The organism is Pseudomonas aphyarum (genome assembly GCF_028657055.1).
Classification (GTDB): domain Bacteria; phylum Pseudomonadota; class Gammaproteobacteria; order Pseudomonadales; family Pseudomonadaceae; genus Aquipseudomonas; species Aquipseudomonas aphyarum.
The window spans coordinates 61548-85279 of record NZ_JAMDGS010000002.1 but is presented as its reverse complement, the minus strand read 5'-3'; the positions used below and the strand labels follow the sequence as shown (position 1 = coordinate 85279).

The window sequence follows — 23732 nt, the reverse complement described above, 5'->3', positions numbered from 1 at the left end:
TGCGGACTCTCCGTGTAGGTAAGCACACTGCTCTGCGTCCAAGCATAGTTAAACCCCGGTCACTTTGCTTTTAGCGATCCGGGCCAGTTGCTGCTCCAGTGCCTGCTCCAGCTCCAGGATAGCGAGACGGCTGGCCTGGCAGCGGCGCTCGATTTCGTCAGCCGGCAATGTTTGCAGGCAGGCCTGCTCAAGCGCATCACAACTGTCGATCAGGCGCGAGGCCTGGGCAATGCGCGCGGCGCCTTTGATCTTGTGGGCGATGACGGCCAGCGCAGGGGGATCCCGGGTGACGGACAGGGCCTGTAGTTCCTGTCGGTCGAGGCGGCTGCTGTTGAGCAGCTCTGCCAGCAAGCGGTGAGTCTGGGACGGATTGCCGCCGGTCAGCAGCGTGAGCCCTTGCAGATTGAACACCGGCGCACGGAACAACGGCTGAACACTGTCGACCCATTGGCTCAGGCTGTTCAGGCTCAGGGGTTTGAACAGGCACTCGTTCATGCCCGCCTGTTTGCAGCGCAGGATCTCTTCCGGCTGGGCATTGGCGGTGAATCCCAGAACCGTGCACGCCGGGCGACGAGTGAGCTTTTCGTGCTGACGAATCGCCCGGGTCAGGTCGTAACCGTTCATGACGGGCATGTTGCAATCGGCGATGACCAGATCGAATTCGCCATTTTTCCACTGTTCCAGCCCGCGCAGGCCATCTTCGGCGATACAGAAACGATGGCCGAGGTATTCAAGCTGTTGACACATCAGCAGCCGGTTGGCCGGATGGTCATCGACCACCAGAACCGTCAACGGAATGAGGGGGGCCTGAATCTGCGGTTCCTCTTCAGCTCTCGCCACTTGCGCAGGCAGGATCGCCACCGGCAGAGAAACAGTGACCTGGGTGCCGATTCCGGGGAGGCTGCTCAACCGCAGTTTTCCACTCATCATCTCGCACAGGTTGCGGCTGATGACCAGCCCCAGTCCCGCACCACTGACGGTTCGCTGCCCGCCGTTGCCGGCCTGGGCGAAGGGTTCGAACAGGCGCGACTGATCCTGCGTCGTGATCCCGATGCCGCTGTCCTGTACGGTCAACTGCATCACCGAGCGCTCGTGGTCATCCGTGGGTAGAACGTCCAGCGTTATTCTGATGTGTCCTGCTTCGGTGAACTTGATGGCATTGCTGATCAGGTTCGACAGCACCTGCTTGAAGCGCAGAGGGTCGAGGTGCACATCGACATTCAGTTCAGGGGGAGAGACGGACACGGTCAGTGAGAGCTGTTTCTGCCGGGCGAGACCTTCGAAGATTCTGACCACCGAGCCGACGGTATCGATCAGGTTGATTCGCTCGGGGTTCAGGCTCAGCCGCCCGGATTCGATGCGGGCAATGTCCAGGATGTCGCCGATCAGGCCCAGCAAGTCCTTGGCCGAGTGGTAGGCCGTTTCGATGCCCGAGCGATCCGGATGAGCCTGATCCATGCGCTTGAGCGTCAACTCGAGCATGCCGATCACGGCGTTCATCGGGGTGCGGATCTCGTGGCTCATGGTCGCCAGAAACGTACTCTTGGCCCGGTTGGCATCGTCCGCCCGTTCCTTGGCTGCGCGAAGTTCGTCGAGCAGCTCGCGGCGTTCACTGATGTCGATCCAGCCGCCGATGATTCCCTGAACTTCACCGCTGGAATCCCGGTACGGCAGGATCCAGTGATAGATCGTCAGTTGCCGGTTGCCAATCTGCAGCGGCCGGTCGAGCACCAAAGGTCTGCCCTCGGCCATCACGCGCTGATAGTCGGCCTGATACGTCTGGGCCTCGAAAGCATTGTTCAATGCACCCTGCATCACGTTTTTGCCGATGACGTCTTCGCGGCGGGCATTGAACGCTTCGAGATAGCTGTCATTGCAGCTTTGCAGCATGCCCTGGCGGTCACGCACGTAGATGGGGTGGGGTGTGCCGTTGACCAGTGAACCCATGAATTCCAGTTGGTCGTTCAAGGCCCGTTCGGCCGCCTTGCGTTGTCTGATCTGGCGGCGCATGTAGGCATTCCACAACAGCGACAGCAGCAACAGCACGCAGGCGCCGCCGATCACTTGATAGAAAAAACGCTGGTATTGACGCCACGTGCCCTGCGAAACGCTCGAGTAACCCCGCCAGCGGCCATTGATGATGCCCAGTTCTTCGGGGGTGATGCTCATCAGTGTCTTGTCGATGATCGAGCCCAGTTCCGTGTTGTCCCGGGCGGTTGCCAGCGAGAAAGCCGCCTGGCGCGTGCCGATGGTGGTGGTGATCTGCAATGGCTGTTCGAAAATGCGGGATGTGATGAAGTAGTTGGCGATGACCAGCGAGTTCACCGCGCCCTCGACCTGACCTTCGTCGAGCAGTGCCACGGCGCTGAAGGTGTCCGGCGTTTCGATCAGCTGGATACGTGGAAATTCGGTGCGCAGGTATTCGATCATCGGATTGCCCTGGGCGATCGCCAGCCGTTTGCGCTTGAGCTGGCCCAGGTGTGTCGGGCTGTCGGCCGCTTTTCTGGTCAGCAGCACGTAGGAGTTTTCCAGGTAGGGACGGCTGAAGGTCAGGGTTTCTTCGCGTTGGCTGGTGGGCAGCAGGGCGGCGATCAGGTCGGCCTGGTGATTTTCAATCTGCTTGATCATCTCTGCATCGCTGCGGCTGCGGCGTATCTCGAAACGCAGACCGGTGCGCAGGCGAATGAGTTCGAGCAGGTCGGCACTGATGCCGCGAAAGTTGCCCTCACTGTCGAAGAACGTCAGCGGAGCGAAGGCCTCGTTGACGACCACACTTACCACCGGATGCTTTTTCAGCCATTGTTCTTCGCGTCGGGTCAGTTGCAGCTTCTGGTCGGTGAGCAGTGTGTCGCTGCCGACGCTCCAGCGCTTGGCGATGTTTTCGCGCTCGCTGCCCGGGACAGCCTTGAGCACGGTGTCGATGATGCCGGTCAGCTGCGCGTTGTTGCGATGCACGGCGAAGCTGAAACCGTGTGCTTCGTGCTTGCCAAAATTGGCCATGCGGATGTTGTTCAGGTAACCCTTGCTGATCATGTAGTGCGTGGAGATGGTGTCGCCGAGAAACACATCCGCCTGATCGAATGCGACCGCGTTGATTGCGTTCTGGTAGGACGGATAGGACGTGATGAGGGCTTTGGGGTACATCGCCTTCACCTCGTCCAGAGGCAGATAGTGGTAGAGCATGCTCAGCCTCAGGCCGGCGAGACCTTCGGTCAGTGAACGGTTTTCGCCTTCGCGTGTGACCAGAACCGGTTGATCGACGGCGTAGGGTCTGGACAGCACGATGTCGGCGTTTTCCGCTTCGAACCCGTTGGACGTACCGAGCATGTCGATGCTGCCGTCGAGCAATGCCCGAATCGCGGCTTCTCGCGAAGCGAAGCGCCTGACCTTGACCGGCAGGCCGGTCGCCTGGCCAATCAGTCCGGCGTAATCCGCCGTGAACCCCTCGAAGTCGTGACCGCTGGTGGTCATGTCGAAGGGCGGATAGTCGGGAGCTGAGGCTCCCAGAATCAACTCATTGCGAGCGTGCAGCCACGTCACTTGCGATGGCTCGAACAAGGCCGGAATCGATCTGTCGGTCGAGCGCGCGAGCAGGGCAAAGTCCTGAAAAGTGGGCGATGCAACGGTGACAGGCGTGCTCAGACCAAGGCATGCACTCAATGCAATCAGAAAACTCTTTAAATGGCTGGGCATGTTGACTCTCACACGAGTGCGTTACGTTTGGCCATTTCGATAAGTTCTACAAGTGACTTGGCTTTGAGTTTTTGCATCAGGCGTTTTTTATAAGTGCTGACTGTCTTGTTGCTGAGAAACATGCCTTTGGCAATTTCCTTGTTGGTGCGCCCCTGGGCAAATAGTTGCAATACCATCAATTCCCGATCATTGACGGATTTGAAAAGTTCAAGTTCTGCATAGCGCACATCATCGTGACGAACGGGATTCAAGGCCTGGCTGGGAAAGTAGTTGTAACCGGACAGTACAGCTTTGATTGCACTGACCAGTTCACTCAGGTCTTCCTGTTTGCACACGTAACCCGATGCACCTGACTGCATGCAGCGAATGCCGAACAGGGTCGGGCATTGCGCGGTCAGTACCAGGGTCTTGAACGGTGAACTCATGGAGTTGAAGCGGGCGAGGACTTCCAGGCCGTCGAGCTTGGGAATGCTGATGTCGAGAATGATCAGGTCGGGCATGCATTCGCGAACCATCTGCATGGCATCGACACCGTTATCGGTTTCTCCGACGACTTTATAACCTTCGTGTTCCAGCAACATTCGAACAGCAAGGCGGATGACCGGGTGATCGTCGACAATAAAAACGGAGTTCATAATCAAGTCCCATACGAGCGCGAATAAAGGGCGCACCTTAGCTCAGATGAATGAGCGGTCGCATGAACTGACAGGGGGTCAGCGGCAATCTAGGATAAGTCCTACAAATAAAGGAGAATCAGACTACGTGTTAACTGGGTTTGGCGTAGGTAGAGGCGTGAGATGTTCAAGGGGCGTTCTTGATTTAGTTTGCAGACAACCAGAAAAAGTTTATTGGGAAGAGTTTTTAAATGACCGCTTTTTGTTTGTTTCAGGCTTTATCTTTGGCGCTTTGCGAATGAACGCAAAAGTAACGTTTTCTACCGTTGGTAAAAGCGTGCCTGCCCGCCCGATCCGTTGCGGATCGGGCGGGCGGCGAGCTTCACCGGCTGGAACGTCCTGTCATTTCCAGTGCCATGTCGCTGGCGTAGCTGTCGGTCATGCCGGCGATGAAGTCGATCATGCGCAGGAACGATGCGTGCAGGGGGGCATGCGGATCCGGCGCGTTGTTGCCCAGCAAGTCGAGAATCCGGCGGCTCTTGAACGATGGCGTGCGGCCGTTGTGCTGTTCCAGGGCCGCACCGCAGAAGGCGTTGAGCAAAATCTCCAGGGTCGTATAGGCGCCGATTTCATGCAGGGTCTTGCGCTTGTCCTGGAAGATTTTCTTGCGGGCGATGTCCTTGGCGTTCAGCACGCAGCGTTTGGCCGGGCCGTGCATGTGTTCCACCAGATCCCCGTGTAGCGTACCGGCCAGCAGTGCGTCCTGTTGTTCGACGAAGGCCCGGGCGGCAGCGTTGGTCAAGTGCTCGATGGCCTTGCCGCGCAGGATCGCCAGCTTGCGCCGACGCGAATCCTGCGGGCCGAGCTGGCGATAGGTTTCAGGCAGATCATCGCCCACCAGACCGAGCAGCAGCGACTCGACTTCGGCGTAATCCAGCAGCTCCATTTCCAGGCCATCTTCCAGATCGATCAAGGCGTAGCAGATGTCGTCCGCCGCTTCCATCAGATACACCAGCGGATGGCGCGCCCAGCGCTGTTCTTCGAGTTGCGGCAGACCCAGTTTGTGGGCGATCTGTTCGAGCAACGGCAGTTCGCTCTGGTAGCAACCGAACTTGTGCTTTTTGTAACCGAGGGAGTCGGCGTGACGGGCGGTCCACGGGTACTTCAGGTAAGTGCCGAGGGTGGCGTAGGTCAGTCGGGTGCCGCCGTCGAACTGGTGATATTCCAGTTGCGTGAGCACGCGGAAACCCTGGGCATTGCCTTCGAAATTCAGAAAGTCGCCGCGCTCGGCGTCGCTCATCGCGTCCAGCCAGCCGCGCCCGGCAGCCTGCTGGAACCAGTGACGGATCGCGTCTTCGCCGGAGTGGCCGAATGGCGGGTTGCCGATGTCGTGCGCCAGGCAGGCCGACTGGACCACCATGCCCAGATCGCTCGGCTCGCACCATTCGGGCAGGGCGCGGCGCAGGGTTTCGCCGACGCGCATGCCCAGCGAGCGGCCGACGCAACTGACTTCCAGCGAGTGGGTCAGGCGCGTGTGAATGTGGTCGTTGCTCGACACCGGATGCACCTGGGTCTTGCGCCCCAGGCGGCGGAAGGCGCCGGAGAAGATGATGCGGTCATGGTCTTTATGGAACGGGCTGCGGCCAAGTTCCTGCGGGCTGTGCAACGGTTTGCCGAGACGTTCGCGGTTGAGCAGGGTATGCCAATCCAAGGCTGATTCTCTCCGTCTGGTGACTGATTCCCTAGCTTCCCGGTTCAGGCTGGCATCTGCAAGCGCAACTACAAGCCCGCCGCATCGATGTCGATCAGCAGCAGGCGCTCGCCGTTATCGAAAAACTGCCCGGCGGTCAGGCAATACTGGTTGCTGGTGGCGTCGCGATAGGTGTTGGAAAGGGTCAGGCGCCGTTCTTCCCAGCCTTCGGCCAACAGGTGGTAGAAGTACGGGCGCCACGACCAGTTGTGGCCCAGGTAGCGATTGTCGGCGACCCAGCCGCTGGGTCGCCATTCCAGGTTCGGCGTCAGTTGAGTGCCGTGGCGGTCACATTGATAAAAGCGCAGCAGCCAGGGAAAGGCGTCGAGTTGCGGCAGGGCGCTGAGCGGAGCGCGGGCCTGGGCCCAGGTTTGCAGGATGGTCATGAGTTCGCTGAGTTGCTGGCGCATGAACATCAGTTTGCTGCGTTCGGCCAGTTTCTGGCGCACGTAGGACTGGCGCAGCTCGGCAAAGCGTTCAACGAAGTCATCCGTACCGAAAAGCGCCTCCTGCGCGCGGGCGAACAGAAATCCCTGCACGTAACGCGATCCGCATTCCAGCGCGAAATTCAGTTGCGCTGCAGTTTCCACGCCTTCGGCAATGATCCAGCAGCCGGTTTTTTCGGCCATTTGCGCCAGGGCCTTGACCACGTCACTGCTCGGCCCGCCCAGTGCGGCGGCCTGGAACAGACGCATGTCGAGTTTGAGAATGTCCGGTTGCAGCGCCAGCACGCGATCGAGCTGCGAATAACCGGCGCCGAAATCGTCGATGGCGATCCGGGCACCGGCATCGCGATAGCGCGCGACGACTTCGCTGAGGCGCTGGCTGTTACCGCCAAGCTCGGTGATTTCGAAAACAATCCGTTGCGGGTCGATGCCATGCCGGGCGAGCTGTTTCAGGCTTGGCAGCGCCTGATCGGCACGCAAGCGACTGATCCAGCGCGGTGACATGTTCAGGCTGAGAAACCAGTCCGGCGGTGCTTCTTGCAGTCGACTCAGCGCGTTGTCGCGAATCTGCCGGTCCATTCGGCGCAGCGCAATGGCCGGGGTACGCGGGTCGGCGAACAGCGGCCCGACCGACGCCAGTTGGCCATCGGCCTGGCGCAGACGGCCCAATGCCTCGACCCCTGCAATGCGTCCGGTGGCGGTATCGATGAAAGGTTGAAAGCAGGCGAGCGGTTGCCCGTCGATCACGGGGCCTCCTTGTCGTTCTTGTTCTGGTCGAATTCTGCCGGCCGGATAGGCAAGCGGGATTGAACCTCCGGATAAGAGATTCAATCCCGCCGGTATTGCAAGAATGCAGCCAGATGCGAGGGATCAGCGCTTGCTCGAACTCTGCATGACCAGCTTGATCAGCGGAGCAAGGCTGGTGCCCAGGCGGATCAGTCGGGTCAAGCCGCCGACGCCACCGCTCTTGGCCCCTTTACCCGTGATGAAACCCAGTAGCGTCACAGCCGCCACGCCCCACAACGGCGCGTGCTTGATGCCGAAGCCGCCTTGCAGGTTTTGCGTCATGCCACGCATGCGTTGCAGGGGTTGCAAGACCTGGCCGGTTTCGTGGCGGATTTCCTGACGATGCATTTCCATGCGCAGACGGATCAACGCCTTGCGCATTTCCCGGCGTGAGCTGTTGTGCGGAAGTTCAGGCAGGCTCATGGCAGCAGGCGCTCCCGGTCATTGGCCAGTTCTTCCAGCGTGCCGTGGAAGGGCGAGGATTCATCGAAGATCGCGGCCTTGAGACGCAGCGCGCAAAAAATTGCCGCCAGGGTGTAGAACACGCACAGCCCGATGATTGCGGCCAGGCGATAGGTGTCCCAGAACACGATCAGTACGAGGGTCGACAGGCCGACCAGCAACAGCAGCGCAAACACCAGCGCCAGGCCGGCGAACAGCAACAGGCTGACGGTGCGTGCTTTCTGTTCCTGGAGTTCGATGCCGAACAGTTCGACATGGCTATGCAGCAGGCCGAGAACGGCAGCACCCAGACGACGCGTGGAGGAGGCGGTACCCGAGTCCGGGCCGGATTCACCGATCGACATGATCAGCGCCGCGTGGCCAGCAGGCCGATCAGAAACCCTACGCCGGCGGCGATGCCCACCGATTGCCAAGGGTTGGCCGATACATATTCCTCGGTGGCGGTGACCGCAGCCTGACCGCGTTCGCGCAGGGTGTCTTCGGTCAGCTTCAGGGTTTCCCGTGCGCGCAGCAGGCTTTCGTGGATCTGTTCGCGCAGCTCGTCAGCCTGATCACCGGCCAGCGTGGCGGTGTGTTCCAGCAAGCGTTCAGTGTCGCTGACCAAAGTCTGGAAGTCGTTCATCAGGATTTCTTGAGCAGTCTTTGCCTTGATGCTGGCCATGGGGGATCTCCGTAAGTGGCGTTCTGAAGCGGTGTTCTGAAGCGTTCGAGTATGAGCCAAGTGTGAAGGTTCAGTGCAAATGGCTGGTACAACTTTTGCTGTGTCGTGGTGCGTCGATCGGTGACAGTGCGCTGTTGCCGGGCGCGAAACCGGGCAGAGCAAGGCCCGGATGATGAGGGTTCATGTCAGCCCATCGACCTTGTGCGCCAAAGCGGTTCACCGGACCACCGGATCAGTGACCGCACAGTCGCAACTTGGTGCATGAAATGTGCGCATGAACCGCTTTGGTGCCTTTTTCAGCCTTGGGTCTGCCTCCTCATGGAAAATCTGCAAAGCGCTGTGGACACGCTGGTTCACAGTTCCAACACGTTGTTCATTCTGATCGGTGCGGTCATGGTCCTGGCCATGCACGCCGGGTTCGCGTTTCTGGAGGTCGGAACGGTTCGCCAGAAAAACCAGGTCAATGCGCTGTCGAAGATTCTCAGCGACTTTGCGGTGTCGACCCTGGCCTATTTCTTTATAGGCTACTGGCTTTCGTACGGGGTGACCTTCCTGCAACCGGCGGCGGTGCTCAGTGCCGATCATGGTTATGGGCTGGTGAAGTTTTTCTTCCTGCTGACCTTTGCGGCGGCGATCCCAGCGATCATTTCCGGCGGCATCGCCGAGCGGGCGCGGTTTGTGCCGCAACTGTGCGCCACGGCGCTGATCGTGGCGTTCATCTACCCGTTTTTCGAAGGCATGATCTGGAACGGCAACTACGGTCTGCAAGCCTGGCTGACCGCGCAGTTCGGTGCCCCTTTCCATGACTTTGCCGGTTCGGTGGTGGTGCATGCCATGGGCGGCTGGCTGGCGCTGGCGGCGGTGTTGCTGCTCGGGCCGCGCAACGGGCGCTATCGCGATGGTCGGCTGGTGGCGTTCGCGCCGTCGAGCATTCCTTTTCTGGCGTTGGGGTCGTGGATCCTGATCGTCGGCTGGTTTGGTTTTAACGTGATGAGCGCGCAGACCCTGCAAGGGGTCAGCGGACTGGTGGCCGTCAACTCGCTGATGGCGATGGTCGGCGGTACGGTGGCGGCGTTGATCGTCGGGCGCAACGACCCGGGCTTTCTGCACAACGGCCCGCTGGCCGGTCTGGTGGCGGTGTGTGCCGGTTCTGATCTGATGCACCCGGTCGGCGCGCTGGTGACCGGCGCGATTGCCGGCGGCCTGTTTGTCTGGTGCTTCACGGCGGCGCAGGTCAAATGGCGCATCGATGACGTGCTGGGTGTCTGGCCTTTGCACGGTCTGTGTGGCGTGTGGGGCGGCATTGCCTGCGGGATCTTCGGCTCGGCCGCGTTGGGTGGACTTGGCGGCGTCAGCCTGATCAGCCAGTTGATCGGCACGGCCCTCGGTGTGGCGGTGGCGCTGATCGGCGGTTTCGCTGTCTATGGTTCGATCAAGGCGCTGCATGGTCTGCGCCTGAGCCAGGAACAGGAGTACTACGGCGCTGACCTGTCGCTGCACAAGATCGGCGCGGTGAGCCAGGACTAGGTCTCCTCATCGTCGGCTCCGGGGTAAAAGCCGTGAAGCAGGCGATAACGATCGATGCGCACCTGATCGACTTTCTCCTGCACCCGGTGCGCAGGAAACCCCAGCAGGATCAGGGCATGGGAACCGAGCATCAGGCTCGACTCCAGCAGTTCCGGCACCACTTCGCTGGCGCCGGCTGCCTTCAGCTCGGCCGACTGGCTGTCGTCCCGGGTACGCACCAGGATCGGCACCGTCGGGTTGAGGCGTCTGGCCTCCTTGAGAACCCGCAAGGCCACATCGGCCTGATCCACGGCAATCACCAGCAACTTGGCGCGCAGCAAACCGACGGCGGTCAGCAGATCGCCGCGGGTTGAATCGCCGTAATGGACGTCGCGCTCGGCGGTGGCGGCTTCCTGAATCCGCACCGGATCGTTGTCCAGTGCGACGTAGGATTGCCCGGCATTGCGCATGAAGCGCCCGATCGACTGACCGACACGGCCGTAGCCACAGATCACCACATGCCCGTCGAACCCGGCATTGAGGGCGCTGATTTCCTCGATCTGCGCTTCCTGATTGGGTTTGCGGTGCAGGGCGGCGGCGATGCGCGGTGCGGCGCGTAACAGCAGGGGCGTCAGCAGCATCGAGCAGAAGGTGGCGGCGAGCAGCAAGGCACCGAGTTCGGCGGGGAGCAGCCGGCTCTGCTGCATCTGCGCCATCAGGGCGAAGCAGAATTCACCGCCCTGGGCGAGGGCGAGGCCGCTGCGCCAGGCCGTTTCACTGTCGCTGCCGCGCCATTTCACCAATAGCGCCACCACCAGGCCTTTGATCACCAGCAAACCCAAGGTCATGCCGATAATCAGCAGGCTGTGGCTGGCGAACAGTTGCAGGTCGATCAGCATGCCGATGCTGACGAAAAACAGCCCCAGCAGAATGTCGCGAAACGGCCGGATATCGGCCTCGATCTGATGCCGATAATGGCTCTCGCCCAGCAGCATTCCTGCGAGGAACGCGCCGAGGGCTGGAGACAGGCCCAGCAAGTGGGTCAGCCAGGCCGTCAGCAACACGATCACCAGTGCCAGCAGCACGAACAATTCTGCCGATCGGGAAGCCGCGACTTCCTGAAACAGGCGGGGCAGCAGCCAGCGGCTGGCCAGCAACAAACCGAAAAACAGCAATACGGTCTTCAACAAGGTCAGGGGCAACGCCCAGTACCAGGCCTGATCACTGCTGCCGGCGAACACCGGTACCAACGTCAGTAGCAACACGGCCACCACGTCCTGGAACAACAGGACGCCCACTGCGTTCTGGCCGTGGCTGCTGAAGATTTCGCCGAGGCTGCCCAGCTCCTTGGTCACAATCGCCGTGGATGACAGCGACAGGCCGGCGCCCAGCAGCAAGGCCGGTGTAGCCGGCATGCCCAACAGCATCAGCACGCCTCCCAGCAGGAATGTGGTGATCAGCACTTGCTGGCTGCCCAGACGGAAAACCACTTGGCGCAGGGCAATCATTTTCGACAGGGAGAACTCCAGCCCCAGGGAAAACAGCAGAAACACCACGCCCAGTTCGGCAAGATCCGGCAGATGTTCGCTTTCATTGATCCAGTCGAATGCCTTCGGCCCGACCATCAAACCCACGCACAGATAGCCCAGTACAGGCGGCAGGCGCAGGCGACGGAACAGGGCAATCATCACCAGGGACGACGCCAGAATGATCAGCAGATTGGCAAACACAAGACACTCCGGGACAGGTCAGGCTCTTCAAGCGTAGAGGTAAAAAACACCGGAGCATCGCGTAAATGGCGATTTTGTGGGCTGATTTACATCAGGGTTTTACGAGGGGCGGGATCGAACCCGGAGGGTGGGTCGACGGGCTTTGCGGGCAGGCCTAGAATGATCACTCGATTTTTGGGGTTGAGCGCACATGCTTCCTGAATGCCAGTTGTTCGGCACCCTGGGGTGCCATTTGTGTGAAGTCGCGGAGGCCGAACTGATGCCTTTTGTCGAGCATGGTCTGCTGGTGGAACTGGTGGATATTGCTGACGACGAATCGTGGTTCGAGGCCTACAGCCTGCGGATCCCTGTCCTGCGCAGAGTCGATACCGGCGCGGAACTGGGGTGGCCCTTCAGCGCCGATCAGGTGGTGGCATTCCTGCGTTAAGATTTTTCTCTTCTGCGTTGATGGCGCTCGTCACCTTCGCTCAATCACGGCTTGGCACTTTTCGGGTTATTCGGTTACTGTATACGCATACAGTAATTGGGTTGGCCTGCCATGCCGTTTCCGGGCATTCGTCAGGTCAAGCCGGATGTCAGAGGGAGCCACCGTGGTCAATGTCGAACAGTTGAAAAGCAGCGTGAACGGGATGTCGGTTGACGTGGTGCGCGAGGCCGTCCACGAATTGCGCCTGGACGGTCTGGTCACGGAAGGCAAGACTCCCTTCAACAAGCTGCATTTCAATACATGCTTTGCCGAGATCGAGGCCTTGTTTCAGCGTGCCGGCTATCACAAGCAACTGGATGTGGTCGGATATCAGGGGCTTTTGTACGCCCTGTACGATCCGGGCCGTTGGGACGCCGTGGATGTGTTGCGCTGGCTCAAGGAATTCACCGAGGCGGCGGCGCTCAAATCGATCCCCGCCTGATTCCGCGCTAGGTCTGCTGCGCCCGGTGTTGGATAATGCCGCTCTGCTTTGAAGGTTAGAGTTTCCGTATGTCCAGCACACCCACATTTTCCGCCGCACAGAATCAGGCCAGCACGCTGTATCTGCCCCCCGGTAGCTGGCGGACAGTGCTCGACTGCCTGTGTGAGCATTTCAGTGCCATCGGGCGCGATCAATGGCTGGATCGAATCGCCCGAGGCCGGGTGCTCGATGGCCAGGGTCAGCCGATCGCGCTGGACTTGCCCTACAGGGAAGGGCTGCGCATTCACTATTTTCGTGAAGTGCCGGATGAAAAGCCGATCCCGGTGGTCGAGTCGATCCTGTATGCGGACGAGCATCTGGTGGTGGCGGACAAGCCGCATTTCCTTCCGGTGACCCCGGCAGGCGAGTACGTCGAACAGACGCTGCTTCGCCGATTGATCCGGCGCCTGGACAATCCCCATCTGGTGCCGCTGCACCGGATTGACCGGCACACGGCCGGGCTGGTGATTTTCTCTGCCAATCCACAGACGCGGTCGGCGTATCAGTCACTGTTTCCGACACGGCAGATCGAAAAACGCTATGAAGCCATTGCGGCCGCGCTGCCCGGACTGGATTTCCCGTTGGTGCACAAGAGCCGCATGGTCGACGGTGAACCGTTTTTCCGCATGCAGGAAGGGCCGGGTGTAAGCAACACCGAAACGGCGGTGGAGGTTCGTGAAAAGAACGGCGAACTCTGGCGCTACGGCCTGTACCCGGTGACCGGCAAGAAGCATCAGCTACGGGTGCACATGACGGCGCTGGGGGCGAGCATCTGCAATGATCCGTTTTACCCCGAAGTGCTCAAAGATGTTGAAGATGACTACGCCAACCCGCTCAAGCTCCTGGCGCAGGGGTTGCGATTCATCGACCCGGTCACGGGGCAGGTGCGCGAGTTTGAAAGCCGGATCACGCTGGACTGGTGATCCCGTGTATCGACCCTTTTCTGTCAGACACGAAAAAGCCCGCATATTGCGGGCTTTTCTGTATCCGCTGCCGAACTGAAGACTTACAGCTCTTTGACAGTGCGGATCTGATCCTTGTTGATGCGGGTGTGCTTGCCGTCCAGTTGTTCGAACTCGTAGAAGCCCGAATCTTCATCATACTTAGGGGCGTCGACAGCCTGGATTTCGCGACCGTCATTCAAGGTGATCACTGTTGGCGAAGCGCAACCGGCGAGGGTGGCAAGGCCCAGTGCGAGCATGAAAGTGGCGAGGGTCCGTTGAGTCATGAGTGTGTCTCCGAAGGGGAATTCTTTTGGTTACTGAGCTTGAGACGTATACAAGGCGTGCAAGTTCCTTGAATGCTGTCAGTCTGACACAGTGTTGTGCGAACTCAACAGTTCAGGGGTGTTGAGATTGGCCAGGCGTGGATCGTTGTCAGGGCAAACCAGGGCCTGGGCATCAAGATTGCGCATCACCCGGCCGGGGCTGCGTTCTCCAGCGTTCCAGGCGTTTTCGAATGCCGGCAGGAGTGCCACCGGGATCACGCAAAGCAGCGGTTCCCAGTGATTGTCATGGCGCAACATTAAAGGTTTTTCAGAATTCAGACTGGCCGCCTCACGCATGCTGTGCAGCAGTGCAAGATCGATGCGCGGAACATCGCAGGGCAGTACCAGCAGATGGGCGTGGCGCGCAGCTTTCAAGCCGGCACGAATGCCAGCCAATGGTCCGGGAAAGTCCTCCTCATCATCGCTCACCAACTGGTCGGCGAATGGTGCATAGCGTTCACGATTGCGGTTGCAGGAGATGATCAGGTCATCCGTCAACGGCCGAACATTGCGATGCAGATGTGCGATCAGCGGTTCACCGTGCCATTCCACCAGTCCCTTGTCCTGGCCGCCCATCCGCTGGCCGCGTCCACCTGCCAGCAACAGAATGGAGCAGAGTGGTAATGGCGTGTTCGAAGTCATGGCAGCTCTCCGCAGGGGCGGCGAAAAAAGGGGGCGCTGTGATATAACACCGGGCTGTTTCTCCTACAACTGGACGAGCCTATGAAAGCCAAGGCTGATGTACCTTTCGTGCCGCTCAATATCGCGGTGCTGACGGTCAGCGACACCCGAACCCTGGAAACCGATACCTCCGGCCAGGTCTTCGTCGACCGGCTGACGGCGGCGGGCCACCATCTGGCGCAGCGAGTGCTGCTCAAAGATGACCTGTACAAGATCCGTGCGCAAGTCGCCCACTGGATTGCCGAGGACGTCGTGCAAGTCGTGCTGATTACCGGCGGTACCGGTTTTACCGGCCGCGACAGCACCCCGGAAGCCGTCGCTTGCCTGCTGGACAAGCAGGTCGATGGTTTTGGTGAGCTGTTCCGCCAGATCTCGGTCGCCGACATCGGCACCTCCACCGTGCAATCCCGGGCCTTGGCGGGACTGGCCAATGGCACGCTTGTCTGCTGCCTGCCAGGCTCGACCAACGCAGTGCGCACCGGTTGGGATGGCATCCTCGCCGAGCAACTGGACTCACGCCACCGCCCGTGCAATTTCGTCACTCATTTGAAACAGGCGGCGCCTTGTGAATCCCGTGGGTAAGCCGGGCAAGACCGGCAGCCTGATGCCGGTCGAAGAGGCATTGGCGCGATTGCTGGAAATGGCCGAGAGGTCGCGGATTGCCGAGAGTGAGTTTTTGCCACTGGCGCAGGTTCAGGGGCGGGTGTTGGCGCAAGATCTGATTTCGACACTGGATCTGCCGCCGTGGCCGAACAGCGCCATGGACGGTTATGCCTTGAATCTGGCCGACTGGACCGGCGAATCGTTGCCGGTCAGTCAGAAGATCTTCGCCGGGCAGGCACCGGAACCCTTGAAGCCAGGCACCTGCGCACGGATCTTTACCGGTGCGCCGGTACCTGCCGGTGCTGATTGTGTCGAGATGCAGGAAAACGCCGAGGTTCATGCCGATGAGCGCGTGAGCTTCATCGAGGCGATGGTGGCCGGGCAGAACATTCGCCCGCAAGGCCAGGAAACGACGGTCGGTGAGTTGGTCCTGGCTGCTGGAACCCGGCTCGGTCCGATCGAGCAGGGACTGGCCGCATCGCTGGGTTGCGCAGGGCTTGAGGTGATTCGCCGGGTTCGTGTGGCGGTGCTGTCCACGGGGGATGAACTGGTCGAGCCGGGAACAGCATTGGGACCGGGACAGATCTACAACAGCAACCGGGTGTTGTTGTGCAGCTGGTTGCAGCGCCTCGGATGTGAAGTGGTGGACGCCGGTATTCTGCCTGATGACCTGCCCACCACCCGTGCGCGACTTGGGGAGCTTCAGGATGTAGACCTGATTCTCTCAACCGGTGGTGTCTCGGTCGGGGAAGCGGATTTCCTCGGTATCGCATTGAGGGAAGAGGGCGAGCTGACACTCTGGAAGCTGGCAATCAAACCCGGCAAGCCGCTGACGGTCGGGCATTTCCGTGGTGTCCCGGTGATTGGATTGCCGGGGAATCCTGCCTCGACACTGGTGACCTTTGCCTTGCTGACCCGGCCTTATCTGTTACGTCGCCAGGGTGTGCAGGATGTCGAGCCACTGAAATTTTCGGTGCCCGCAGGATTTGTCTGGCCTCAGGCCGGTAACCGCCGTGAATTTCTGCGCGGACGTCTGGAGCAGGGGCAAGCGATTATCTACCGTAACCAGAGTTCGGGCGTTCTGCGCAGCGCTGCCTGGGCCGAGGGTCTGGTGGAAGTTCAGGAGGGGCGAGTCCTGGCCAAGGGTGATCAGGTGCCATTCATTCCGCTCAGCGAGCTGCTCGGTTGATTGCAGGCATTTGAAAGGCAGGCATAGTCGCAAAACGATGCCTGCCTTTTCAGCGGGTCAGCGGCTGAGCAGTGTGACCAGCTGATCGAACCGGCTGTTGGCAATCCAGCCCAACAGTCCGAGCACCATCGCTGTCGCCCCTGCCGAGTAGGCAAGGCGATGCTTGATGGCTTTGACGTCCCCTCTGACTTCGTCCATATCGCGTCGAATGTACTTGAGGTGGGTTTCCAGCTCGGTGACACGCGGTTCCATATCGTTTTCTCCAGTGTTTCTGGCGCTGCATTTGAATTCGTCTTTAAGACTGGCGCGACTTTCGGAGAGAGAGGCAACCGGGCTCATGGATAGTCTTGCTTCATGGCTTTGCATGGAAACGCCCGCCTGCGGCTATTAGGGGCAGTTGGCAAATGCCGGAATGCAAAAAATCGAAAGTCCTGAAACTGTATCCACACATTACATGCACATCCTTGTGTAATTGAATTGAAGATCGCTAACACCGACACACGTTGTACCAACGGCCGGGCTGGGTCAATTGAGCCGATTCCTTACGTTCTGTACGAAAAATTACCGATATGTAGGACGGGCCAGACGGGCAGCAGGAATTAATCAGAAGACGTGCGACTTTTTTGCCGGTCTTGAGGGTCAAGATGTCCCGTACTGATTCAATTCCGGGAGTAACCGCAATGAGTGAACGCAAGGCATTGTTGATTCTGCATGGCAAGCAGGCACTCAACGAGGCGGTTCGTGCCGCTGTCGAGAACAAGCGTCAGCAGGGATGGGAACTGGCGGTGCGCCTGACCTGGGAGGCCGGGGATGCCCAGCGGCTGGTGGAGGAGGCGCTGGCGGCGGGATACCGTCAGATCATTGCCGGTGGCGGAGATGGCACCCTGCGTGACATCGCCGAAGCACTGGCGGCGCATCCAGGCAAGGCCAGTCTGGTGCTGTTGCCACTGGGAACCGCCAACGATTTTTCCCGCGCGGCGGCTATTCCCCTCGAGCCGGCCGAAGCACTCGAATTGCTTGAGGCACCCGCCCATGACATTGATTTGGGCGAGGTCGGCGGGCAGATCTTCCTGAACATGGCCACCGGCGGGTTCGGCAGCCAGGTGACCGCCAACACGTCGGAAGATCTGAAAAAAGTGCTGGGTGGCGCGGCCTATCTGTTCACCGGCTTATCGCGGTTCAGTGAGCTGCATGCCGCCTATGGCGAATTGCAGGGGCCGGATTTTCACTGGCGTGGCGAGCTGCTGGCGCTGGGGATCGGCAATGGCCGTCAGGCCGGTGGCGGGCATGTGTTGTGCCCGGAAGCGCTGGTGGACGACGGCCTTCTGGATATCAGCATTCTGCCGGCGCCGCAGGAGCTGGTCGGCACGCTGAAAAATCTGCTCAGCGACGGGTTTGGCATCGACAACATGTTCGTGCGTACGCGTTTGCCGTGGGTTGAAATCAAGGTCGCCGAAGGGCTTTGCATCAATCTCGACGGCGAGCCTCTGGAGGGCGACAGTCTGCGGTTTGCGGCGCGCCCCCGAGCCTTGCGTGTGCATTTGCCCAAGGACTCGCCGCTGTTGAGTACAACGCCCCGGCTCAGTCGTCCAGACTGATGATCTGTTCCCGCACGGCGAACAGCACCAGGCCCGCCACATCGTAGATCTGCAGGCGTTTCATGATCTGCGAGCGGTGGGTTTCGACCGTCTTGATGCTCAGCCCCAGGCCATTGGCGATTTCCCGCGTGGACTTGCCGCGCACGATCAAGCGCAGGATTTCCAGCTGGCGTGCCGTGAGGTTGTGTGACTCGGCGACTTCCGGCTGCTGCTTGAGGTTACGGGTCAGCGCCTGATTGATCACGGTGTGGGCGATGGCTGGGCTCAGATAGCGTTCGTTGTTGCGCAGCGCTTCCAGTGCATGTTCGAGTTCGGTGGCCGTGGTGTCCTTGAGCAGGTAACCGTGCGCACCGGACTCCAGCGCCTGCATGATCAGCGCGGGGTCGGTGTGCATCGACAGAATCAGCACTTTGGCGTGCGGGCGTACGCGTCTGAGCCGCTGCAAGGCCTCCAGACCGCCGGTTTCTTTCATGGAAATGTCCAGCAATACGATATCGGGAGACAGCAGCTCGACCATCTCGAGCAACTGCGAGCCGTCATTGGCCTCGCCGATAACCGCATAACCGGGAATATCCAGCACCAGGGCGCGCACGCCGGCCCTGATCAGCGAGTGGTCATCCACCAGAAGTAAGTTACAAGTCAACGCATAACCTTATTCGTACTGGCCCGCTCGAGTGCACGGGGCGCCCAGGGGAATAGTGCTTCGATTTGAGTACCTTTGCCCGGCTCGCTGGTCACGCTCAGTGTGCCGCCCAGTTGCTCGATGCGTTCGGCCATCCCGGCCATGCCCCGCTGTCCTTCGCGACCCGGATTCGCCGCCGGGGAAAAGCCCAGCCCATCATCGCTGATCAGCAGAGTCAGGCCCTGTGGCAGGCGTTGCACGCGAATCAACAGGTTTTTGGCCTGCGCATGGCGAAGGATGTTGGTCACCGCTTCCTGAGTGATACGAAAGGCAGCGACGGCCATTTCTTCGGGAATTCCATTCAGGCGCTGCTGGCAGTCCAGGCTCCAGTGCACCGACGTATTGGTCAACACCTTGAGCAGGTGTGCACGCAGGCTCGCTTCAAGGCCAAGGCTGGTCAGTTGCCGCGGGTTGAGAATGGCCGAAACGTCGCGAACCTTGTTGAGGGTTTCTTCGAGCGTCTCGCAAAGTACTGAACAGTGTTCCTGCATGTCCGCGGGCAAGCGACGCTTGAGCCATTCGCTTTGCAGCTTGGCGGCGGTCAGCAGTTGGCCGATATCGTCATGCAGTTCACGGCTCAGGCGATGGCGCTCGTTTTCCTGGACTTCCAGCAAACGGTCGGCGAGTTCCTGAGGCTGGAACTTGATGGATTTGCGCGACAGACGATGTTGGGTCCAGACGCAACCGGCAGCCGCCACGTTGATCAGCAGCAGGCCAAGCGATATCGGGGCGGAGACGCCATAGCTCAACAGACTGCCCAGGGCCGAAGCCGTACACAGCAGGAGTGTGAACCTGCGGGCATTTTCTCGGGAGGGAGGCCATGTGGTGATTGACTTGAGGCTGGCGTACATAGCGGATGGAGCCAATGGATGTTCGCTGCGGGCAGACCGGTCAGAAGGGCTGGCGGTCTCTGTCTGGAAAACTGTCATTCAGGTTGTTGATTTCAAAACGGTTCAGTGATCGATAATTGAGCGCCAACTTCGGTAGAGGCCGCTCATTGAAGTCACAATGCCATTAACTGAAACAACTAACGGGCGGCATAATACCACTTAACATACCGTTGGTCGCGTTTGCCCTATATGTCCAAAGAGTCAGGAAACAGGCCATGTTGGACGAGGGTTCCATAATGGAAAAGTTGAAGTACCTGATTCGATAATTATCGATGCAACCGCAAGTTTTCTTTTACGCAGGAAAACCCTGACATCCGCAGAGGATAGTCTGCATTCATCGCTCGTAATTATTTATTGGAAGGTGTCGCAGGCAGGCATGAACTATTCAATTGCGACATTCGACGGCGAAAACTGACGGGCCCGAACTGCCCAGTGTGTGCCCGGTTACGCTTGGCGCTCCGACCAGGAGACGAGGGAAATCGGCTTGCCGTTGAGCGGCATTTGAAAGTGAGTCTGCCCGACCTGGCAGGCAAAGGCTTCAATCAGCGACACCTGTTCGCTTTCATCGAGGCCCAATTGACCGGTGCTTGGGTCAACCAGTTCCAGTTGCCAGGCCATAAGCGTAAAGCAGTCTTTCAGTGCTTCCAGGGCCTGCGCATGCAAATCCACGTGATCCTGAACCTGGGTGAGCAGGCCATGCAGGTGCAGGGAGAATTCGGACACCGCCCCCAGCGCCAGGGCATCGGCCTTGTTCGCCAGCTTGAGGAGGGTGCTCAGCATGCAGTCGATGGCGTCCTTGTCATTGCTGATCAGCTGCAAGTGGCTGAGGCATTCTTCAGACTTGGCCAGGAGCGTTTCAGCCTCGACAAGAAATTCGGGGAACCGCTGCGCCCAGTCACTACGGTCGTTCGGCATGCTTATCTCCACCACGTCATGTCTGATGAGGGAATGCCGTGTGTGTCGACGATCATGAATCGTCGCGAGACCGCGCCCCGGTGTGCATTGGCACAGACCTGGGGTTTCAAGAGGATGTGTTTCCACTGAACTGCGATCGCACACAATAGCCTGACTCCGTTCATGCAATGAGAATGGCGTCACATTAATGGCTATTGGATATCGCGAATATCAGGTTGGGCCTGATTGTTACTAGGGGATTCCCTTAGGCACGGGAACCTGTGGCGCAAATCGGGGTCGCGCCGAAGAGAATGTAGCAGATGATTTCACCGGGCCAGTAAAGCATGATGTTAATGTGACATCAATGCCTGCTCATGGCATTTTGTTGGTGATTTGTGACGGGATCAAGATCCGCCAGATTCAGCCGATAACCCCCAATAGTGAATTCATCAGAACAAGCCCAGGAGTCATTGATGGCCGGCATTCTCGACACGGTAGACCAACGCACGCAACTGGTGGGTGAGAATCGCCTGGAAATTCTCATGTTTCGACTGGCCGGACGCCAATTGTTCGCGATCAACGTGTTCAAGGTTCAGGAAGTCCTGCAGTTGCCGAAACTGACCCTGATGCCCCAGCGTCACCCTTTTGTCTGCGGCGTGGTCAATCTGCGTGGGCAGACGCTGCCGGTGATCGACTTGTCCCAGGCGATTGGCATGCGGCCATTGGTGCCGGGCCCGAACAGCACGATCATCGTTACCGAATACAACCGTTCGGTGCAGGCGTTCCTCGTCGGTGGCGTGGACCGCATCGTCAACATGAACTGGGAAGCCATCCTGCCACCGCCGACCAGCGCCGGTCGCCAGCATTACCTGACGGCCATCAGCAAGGTCGACGATCAACTGGTGGAAATCATCGACGTCGAGAAAGTCCTCGCCGAAATCGTGCCGTACAACGCCAAGGTTTCCCGCGACAAACTGGACGATCCGGTGCTGGAACGCGCCCGTGGCCGCGAAGTGTTGCTGGTGGACGACTCCAACGTGGCGCTCTCGCAATTGCGCGACACCCTCGGCCAGTTGGGCGTGAAGATGCACATCGCCAGCGACGGCCTGAAAGCCCTGAACATGCTCAAGGCCTGGGCCGATACCGGGGTGCACATGACCGACAAGCTGTTGATGATCTTCACTGACGCCGAAATGCCTGAAATGGACGGCTATCGCCTGACCACCGAAATCCGTAACGACCCCCGCCTGCGTGGCCTGTATGTGGTGTTGCACACCTCGCTGTCCGGCAGTTTCAACGACTCGATGGTCAAGAAGGTCGGCTGCGACAACTTCCTCTCCAAGTTCCAGCCGGACAAACTGGTCGATGTGGTGCGCCAGCGTCTGATGCTCGACGAAGTGCCGGCCTGATCAAGCTGTCGAGGCTGACCCTGCGTCAGCCTTTGATTCGCTGACAAAGCTCGTATAGGGTGGCGTTTTTGACCCACCAGGGAGCTGGCCATGCTGCGTCTGAGCGCGCTTTATCGTTACCCGTTGAAATCCGCCAAGGGTGAGGTCCTGCAAGGGATCGGCCTGGACAAACTGGGGCTTGAGGGCGACCGACGCTGGATGCTGGTGGACGAAGCCAGCGGGCGATTCCTGACCCAGCGTGCCGAAGCGAAGATGAGCCAGCTGTCGGCGCTGTGGAATGCCAGCGGCGGTCTGACGCTCAACGCGCCGGGGCATTCGGCAATCGATGTCGCCTTGCCCGGTAGCGACGACGATCTGCGTGGCGTGACCATCTGGCGTGACACCCTGCGTGTGCCGGATGCCGGTGAAGAGGCGGCCCGTTGGGTCAGCGAATTCATTGGCAAGCCGACCCGACTGGTGCAAGTACCGCTGGATCGCGCCCGGACGACCCAGGCCGGGTACGGCAACGATGACGACCAAGTGGCATTCGCCGATGGTTTCCCCCTACTGCTGATTGGTGAGGCCTCGCTGCAACACCTGTCGCAGGCAGTCGGGCGTCCGCTGGAAATGCTGCGGTTCCGGCCGAATCTGGTGATCGAAGGCAGTGATGCTTACGCCGAGGATGGCTGGAAGCGGATCCGTATCGGCGATGTCGAGTTCCGCGTGGTCAAGTCCTGCTCGCGGTGCATTCTCACCACGATCGATCCGCAGACCGGGGAGCGCAGCGCTGACCGCGAACCACTGGCGACCCTGCAGAAGAGCCGTGCCCAGGCCGACGGTGCGATGTTCGGCCAGAACCTGGTCAACGACGGCAACGGCCGGCTTGAAGTCGGCATGCCGGTGGAAATCCTCGAATAACCGGCCCTGAAACGAAAAATGCCCGTGTCCTTGGACACGGGCATTTTTTATGACCGCCGAAAACCGTGGGTTCAGCCGCGGTATTCGCACAGGTAAGCGGTGTCGACGGCCACTTTCAGCTGGAACTTGCTGTTGGCGGGCACGTTGAACTGGCTGCCGGCGGCGAAAGTTTCCCAGTCGCTGCTGTCCGGCAGTTTGACGGTCAGTGCGCCCGAAACCACGTGCATGATTTCACGCTGGCTGGTGCCGAATTCGTATTCGCCCGGGGCCATGACGCCGATGGTCGCAGGGCCTTCAGCAGTGCCAAAAGCGATCGACTTGACGGTGCCGTCGAAGTACTCGTTGACTTTAAACATGGGCGATTCCTCTCGAAAAGGGCTTAAAAAGGGTCAAAAAGGTCGGCCAGTATGCACAAGGCTCATGGCGCCGTCACCTGCGCTAGAGCGGCAGCACCAATGGCAATAATCGGGCGGTATTGCGCGCATCTTCCAGTGCCCGGTGTTGTTGACCGGTGAATTGCATGCCCGCCAGTTGCAACGCGCCATTGAGGCCCAGTGGCCGTTCGAGGCGTCGGGCCTTGGCAAATCGCTGTTTGAGGTTCATGTGCGGCACCCGGCTCAGGGCGCTGTCGAGTTGCAGGCGCTGCCATTCCTGAAGCAACTGCTTGCGGTCGTAATCGCCCCAGCTGGCCCATCCTTCAAGGCGTGTCTCGTGCTGACCGAGCCAGCGTTCGAACGCAGGCCACACTTCACTTAACGGCTGCGCCGCGTCGATGTTGGCCTGGGTGATGTGCGTGAGTTCGCGGCAAAACGGCGTCAACAAGGGGCGCCGCGTCGGTTTGACGAAGCGCTGGAAGTGATCCCGTTCGCGACCGGCGCGATCCACCAGGGTCGCGCCGATCTCGATGATCTCCATTTCCGTAACCGGCCAGCCACCCTCATCGGTGGTGGCTTCCAGATCTATGACCAGCCAATGGGGCATCGCAGGGTTCCTGATTTCCGCGTCCTGATTATTCAGAGCGTAGTCA

25 protein-coding genes are annotated in these 23732 nt (G+C 59.7%); 9 read left to right on the top strand and 16 right to left on the bottom strand.

Annotation, left to right across the window (positions count from 1 at the left end; all coding sequences use genetic code 11):
* Positions 1 to 48: 48 nt before the first annotated feature.
* From M5G18_RS02050 to M5G18_RS02020, 7 genes are all read right to left on the bottom strand, one after another.
* Complete coding sequence (locus M5G18_RS02050; RefSeq protein ID WP_273898443.1) at positions 49 to 3693, bottom strand: transporter substrate-binding domain-containing protein; 3645 nt, start codon at positions 3691 to 3693, stop codon at positions 49 to 51.
* Positions 3694 to 3701: 8 nt separating this feature from the next.
* The gene (locus M5G18_RS02045) at positions 3702 to 4328 is read right to left on the bottom strand and encodes a response regulator transcription factor (RefSeq protein WP_273898442.1); all 627 of its coding nucleotides are present in this window, start codon (positions 4326 to 4328) and stop codon (positions 3702 to 3704) included.
* Positions 4329 to 4689: 361 nt separating this feature from the next.
* A complete protein-coding gene (locus M5G18_RS02040) occupies positions 4690 to 6018 on the bottom strand; it encodes a deoxyguanosinetriphosphate triphosphohydrolase (RefSeq protein ID WP_273898441.1) in 1329 nt (442 codons plus the stop codon).
* 68 nt (positions 6019 to 6086) lie between these two features.
* Positions 6087 to 7250, bottom strand: a complete 1164-nt coding sequence (locus M5G18_RS02035) for an EAL domain-containing protein (protein ID WP_273898440.1) — start codon at positions 7248 to 7250, stop codon at positions 6087 to 6089.
* Positions 7251 to 7373: 123 nt separating this feature from the next.
* Complete coding sequence (locus M5G18_RS02030) at positions 7374 to 7712, bottom strand: hypothetical protein (RefSeq protein WP_064598290.1); 339 nt, start codon at positions 7710 to 7712, stop codon at positions 7374 to 7376.
* Positions 7709 to 8095 (bottom strand): phage holin family protein, encoded by a 387-nt coding sequence (locus tag M5G18_RS02025; RefSeq protein ID WP_007955728.1) that lies wholly within the window; start codon positions 8093 to 8095, stop codon positions 7709 to 7711. The genes M5G18_RS02030 and M5G18_RS02025 overlap by 4 nt, the downstream gene beginning before the upstream one ends.
* A 2-nt stretch (positions 8096 to 8097) precedes the next feature.
* Entirely contained in the window at positions 8098 to 8412 is a 315-nt protein-coding gene (locus tag M5G18_RS02020; protein ID WP_007955729.1) for an ElaB/YgaM/YqjD family protein, read from the bottom strand.
* Positions 8413 to 8730: 318 nt separating this feature from the next.
* Here M5G18_RS02020 and M5G18_RS02015 point away from each other — a divergent pair, with 318 nt between their 5' ends.
* The gene (locus tag M5G18_RS02015) at positions 8731 to 9939 is read left to right on the top strand and encodes an ammonium transporter (RefSeq protein ID WP_273898439.1); all 1209 of its coding nucleotides are present in this window, start codon (positions 8731 to 8733) and stop codon (positions 9937 to 9939) included.
* Here M5G18_RS02015 and M5G18_RS02010 read toward each other — a convergent pair.
* A complete protein-coding gene (locus M5G18_RS02010; protein ID WP_273898438.1) occupies positions 9936 to 11648 on the bottom strand; it encodes a cation:proton antiporter in 1713 nt (570 codons plus the stop codon). The two genes, M5G18_RS02015 and M5G18_RS02010, sit on opposite strands and share 4 nt — an antisense overlap.
* 190 nt (positions 11649 to 11838) lie before the next feature.
* Here M5G18_RS02010 and M5G18_RS02005 point away from each other — a divergent pair, with 190 nt between their 5' ends.
* The 3 genes from M5G18_RS02005 (at position 11839) to M5G18_RS01995 (ending at position 13518) form a co-directional block, all read left to right on the top strand.
* Positions 11839 to 12075, top strand: a complete 237-nt coding sequence (locus tag M5G18_RS02005; RefSeq protein ID WP_007955734.1) for a glutaredoxin family protein — start codon at positions 11839 to 11841, stop codon at positions 12073 to 12075.
* A gap of 163 nt (positions 12076 to 12238) precedes the next feature.
* Positions 12239 to 12556: a hypothetical protein gene (locus M5G18_RS02000; protein WP_007955735.1), complete on the top strand. Its 318-nt coding sequence runs from the start codon at positions 12239 to 12241 to the stop codon at positions 12554 to 12556.
* 68 nt (positions 12557 to 12624) lie between these two features.
* Entirely contained in the window at positions 12625 to 13518 is an 894-nt protein-coding gene (locus M5G18_RS01995; RefSeq protein WP_273898437.1) for a pseudouridine synthase, read from the top strand.
* An 83-nt stretch (positions 13519 to 13601) separates the two neighbouring features.
* Here M5G18_RS01995 and M5G18_RS01990 read toward each other — a convergent pair whose 3' ends face one another.
* Complete coding sequence (locus M5G18_RS01990) at positions 13602 to 13823, bottom strand: YgdI/YgdR family lipoprotein (protein WP_007955739.1); 222 nt, start codon at positions 13821 to 13823, stop codon at positions 13602 to 13604.
* Positions 13824 to 13901: 78 nt separating this feature from the next.
* Entirely contained in the window at positions 13902 to 14504 is a 603-nt protein-coding gene (gene mobA, locus M5G18_RS01985) for a molybdenum cofactor guanylyltransferase MobA (RefSeq protein WP_273898436.1), read from the bottom strand.
* Positions 14505 to 14585: 81 nt separating this feature from the next.
* Between mobA and moaB the strand changes: the two genes are divergently transcribed.
* Together moaB and M5G18_RS01975 are read left to right on the top strand one after the other, a co-directional pair.
* Positions 14586 to 15125 (top strand): molybdenum cofactor biosynthesis protein B, encoded by a 540-nt coding sequence (moaB, locus tag M5G18_RS01980; protein ID WP_007955742.1) that lies wholly within the window; start codon positions 14586 to 14588, stop codon positions 15123 to 15125.
* Positions 15109 to 16335, top strand: a complete 1227-nt coding sequence (locus M5G18_RS01975) for a molybdopterin molybdotransferase MoeA (protein ID WP_273898435.1) — start codon at positions 15109 to 15111, stop codon at positions 16333 to 16335. Before moaB ends, M5G18_RS01975 begins: the two co-directional genes overlap by 17 nt.
* Positions 16336 to 16392: 57 nt before the next feature.
* Here the strand turns inward: M5G18_RS01975 and M5G18_RS01970 are convergent, their stop codons facing one another.
* Complete coding sequence (locus M5G18_RS01970; protein ID WP_273898434.1) at positions 16393 to 16701, bottom strand: hypothetical protein; 309 nt, start codon at positions 16699 to 16701, stop codon at positions 16393 to 16395.
* A 314-nt stretch (positions 16702 to 17015) separates the two neighbouring features.
* Here M5G18_RS01970 and yegS point away from each other — a divergent pair, with 314 nt between their 5' ends.
* Positions 17016 to 17933, top strand: coding sequence for a lipid kinase YegS (yegS, locus tag M5G18_RS01965; protein ID WP_273898433.1), 918 nt, complete (start codon positions 17016 to 17018; stop codon positions 17931 to 17933).
* On the opposite strand, the gene M5G18_RS01960 is transcribed toward yegS, so the two are convergent.
* From M5G18_RS01960 to M5G18_RS01950, 3 genes are all read right to left on the bottom strand, one after another.
* A complete protein-coding gene (locus M5G18_RS01960; RefSeq protein ID WP_007955750.1) occupies positions 17917 to 18576 on the bottom strand; it encodes a response regulator in 660 nt (219 codons plus the stop codon). The genes yegS and M5G18_RS01960 overlap by 17 nt on opposite strands.
* Entirely contained in the window at positions 18573 to 19466 is an 894-nt protein-coding gene (locus tag M5G18_RS01955; protein ID WP_273898583.1) for a sensor histidine kinase, read from the bottom strand. The genes M5G18_RS01960 and M5G18_RS01955 overlap by 4 nt, the downstream gene beginning before the upstream one ends.
* A gap of 483 nt (positions 19467 to 19949) precedes the next feature.
* Positions 19950 to 20420: a hypothetical protein gene (locus tag M5G18_RS01950; protein ID WP_273898432.1), complete on the bottom strand. Its 471-nt coding sequence runs from the start codon at positions 20418 to 20420 to the stop codon at positions 19950 to 19952.
* 452 nt (positions 20421 to 20872) lie between these two features.
* Between M5G18_RS01950 and M5G18_RS01945 the strand changes: the two genes are divergently transcribed.
* Together M5G18_RS01945 and M5G18_RS01940 are read left to right on the top strand one after the other, a co-directional pair.
* The gene (locus M5G18_RS01945) at positions 20873 to 21808 is read left to right on the top strand and encodes a chemotaxis protein CheV (protein WP_090284879.1); all 936 of its coding nucleotides are present in this window, start codon (positions 20873 to 20875) and stop codon (positions 21806 to 21808) included.
* Positions 21809 to 21898: 90 nt separating this feature from the next.
* Entirely contained in the window at positions 21899 to 22705 is an 807-nt protein-coding gene (locus M5G18_RS01940; RefSeq protein ID WP_273898431.1) for an MOSC domain-containing protein, read from the top strand.
* A 71-nt stretch (positions 22706 to 22776) separates the two neighbouring features.
* Here M5G18_RS01940 and ppnP read toward each other — a convergent pair whose 3' ends face one another.
* Positions 22777 to 23061: a pyrimidine/purine nucleoside phosphorylase gene (gene ppnP, locus M5G18_RS01935; protein ID WP_007940055.1), complete on the bottom strand. Its 285-nt coding sequence runs from the start codon at positions 23059 to 23061 to the stop codon at positions 22777 to 22779.
* 82 nt (positions 23062 to 23143) lie between these two features.
* Positions 23144 to 23686, bottom strand: a complete 543-nt coding sequence (locus M5G18_RS01930) for a 3'-5' exonuclease (RefSeq protein WP_273898430.1) — start codon at positions 23684 to 23686, stop codon at positions 23144 to 23146.
* Positions 23687 to 23732: the final 46 nt, after the last annotated feature.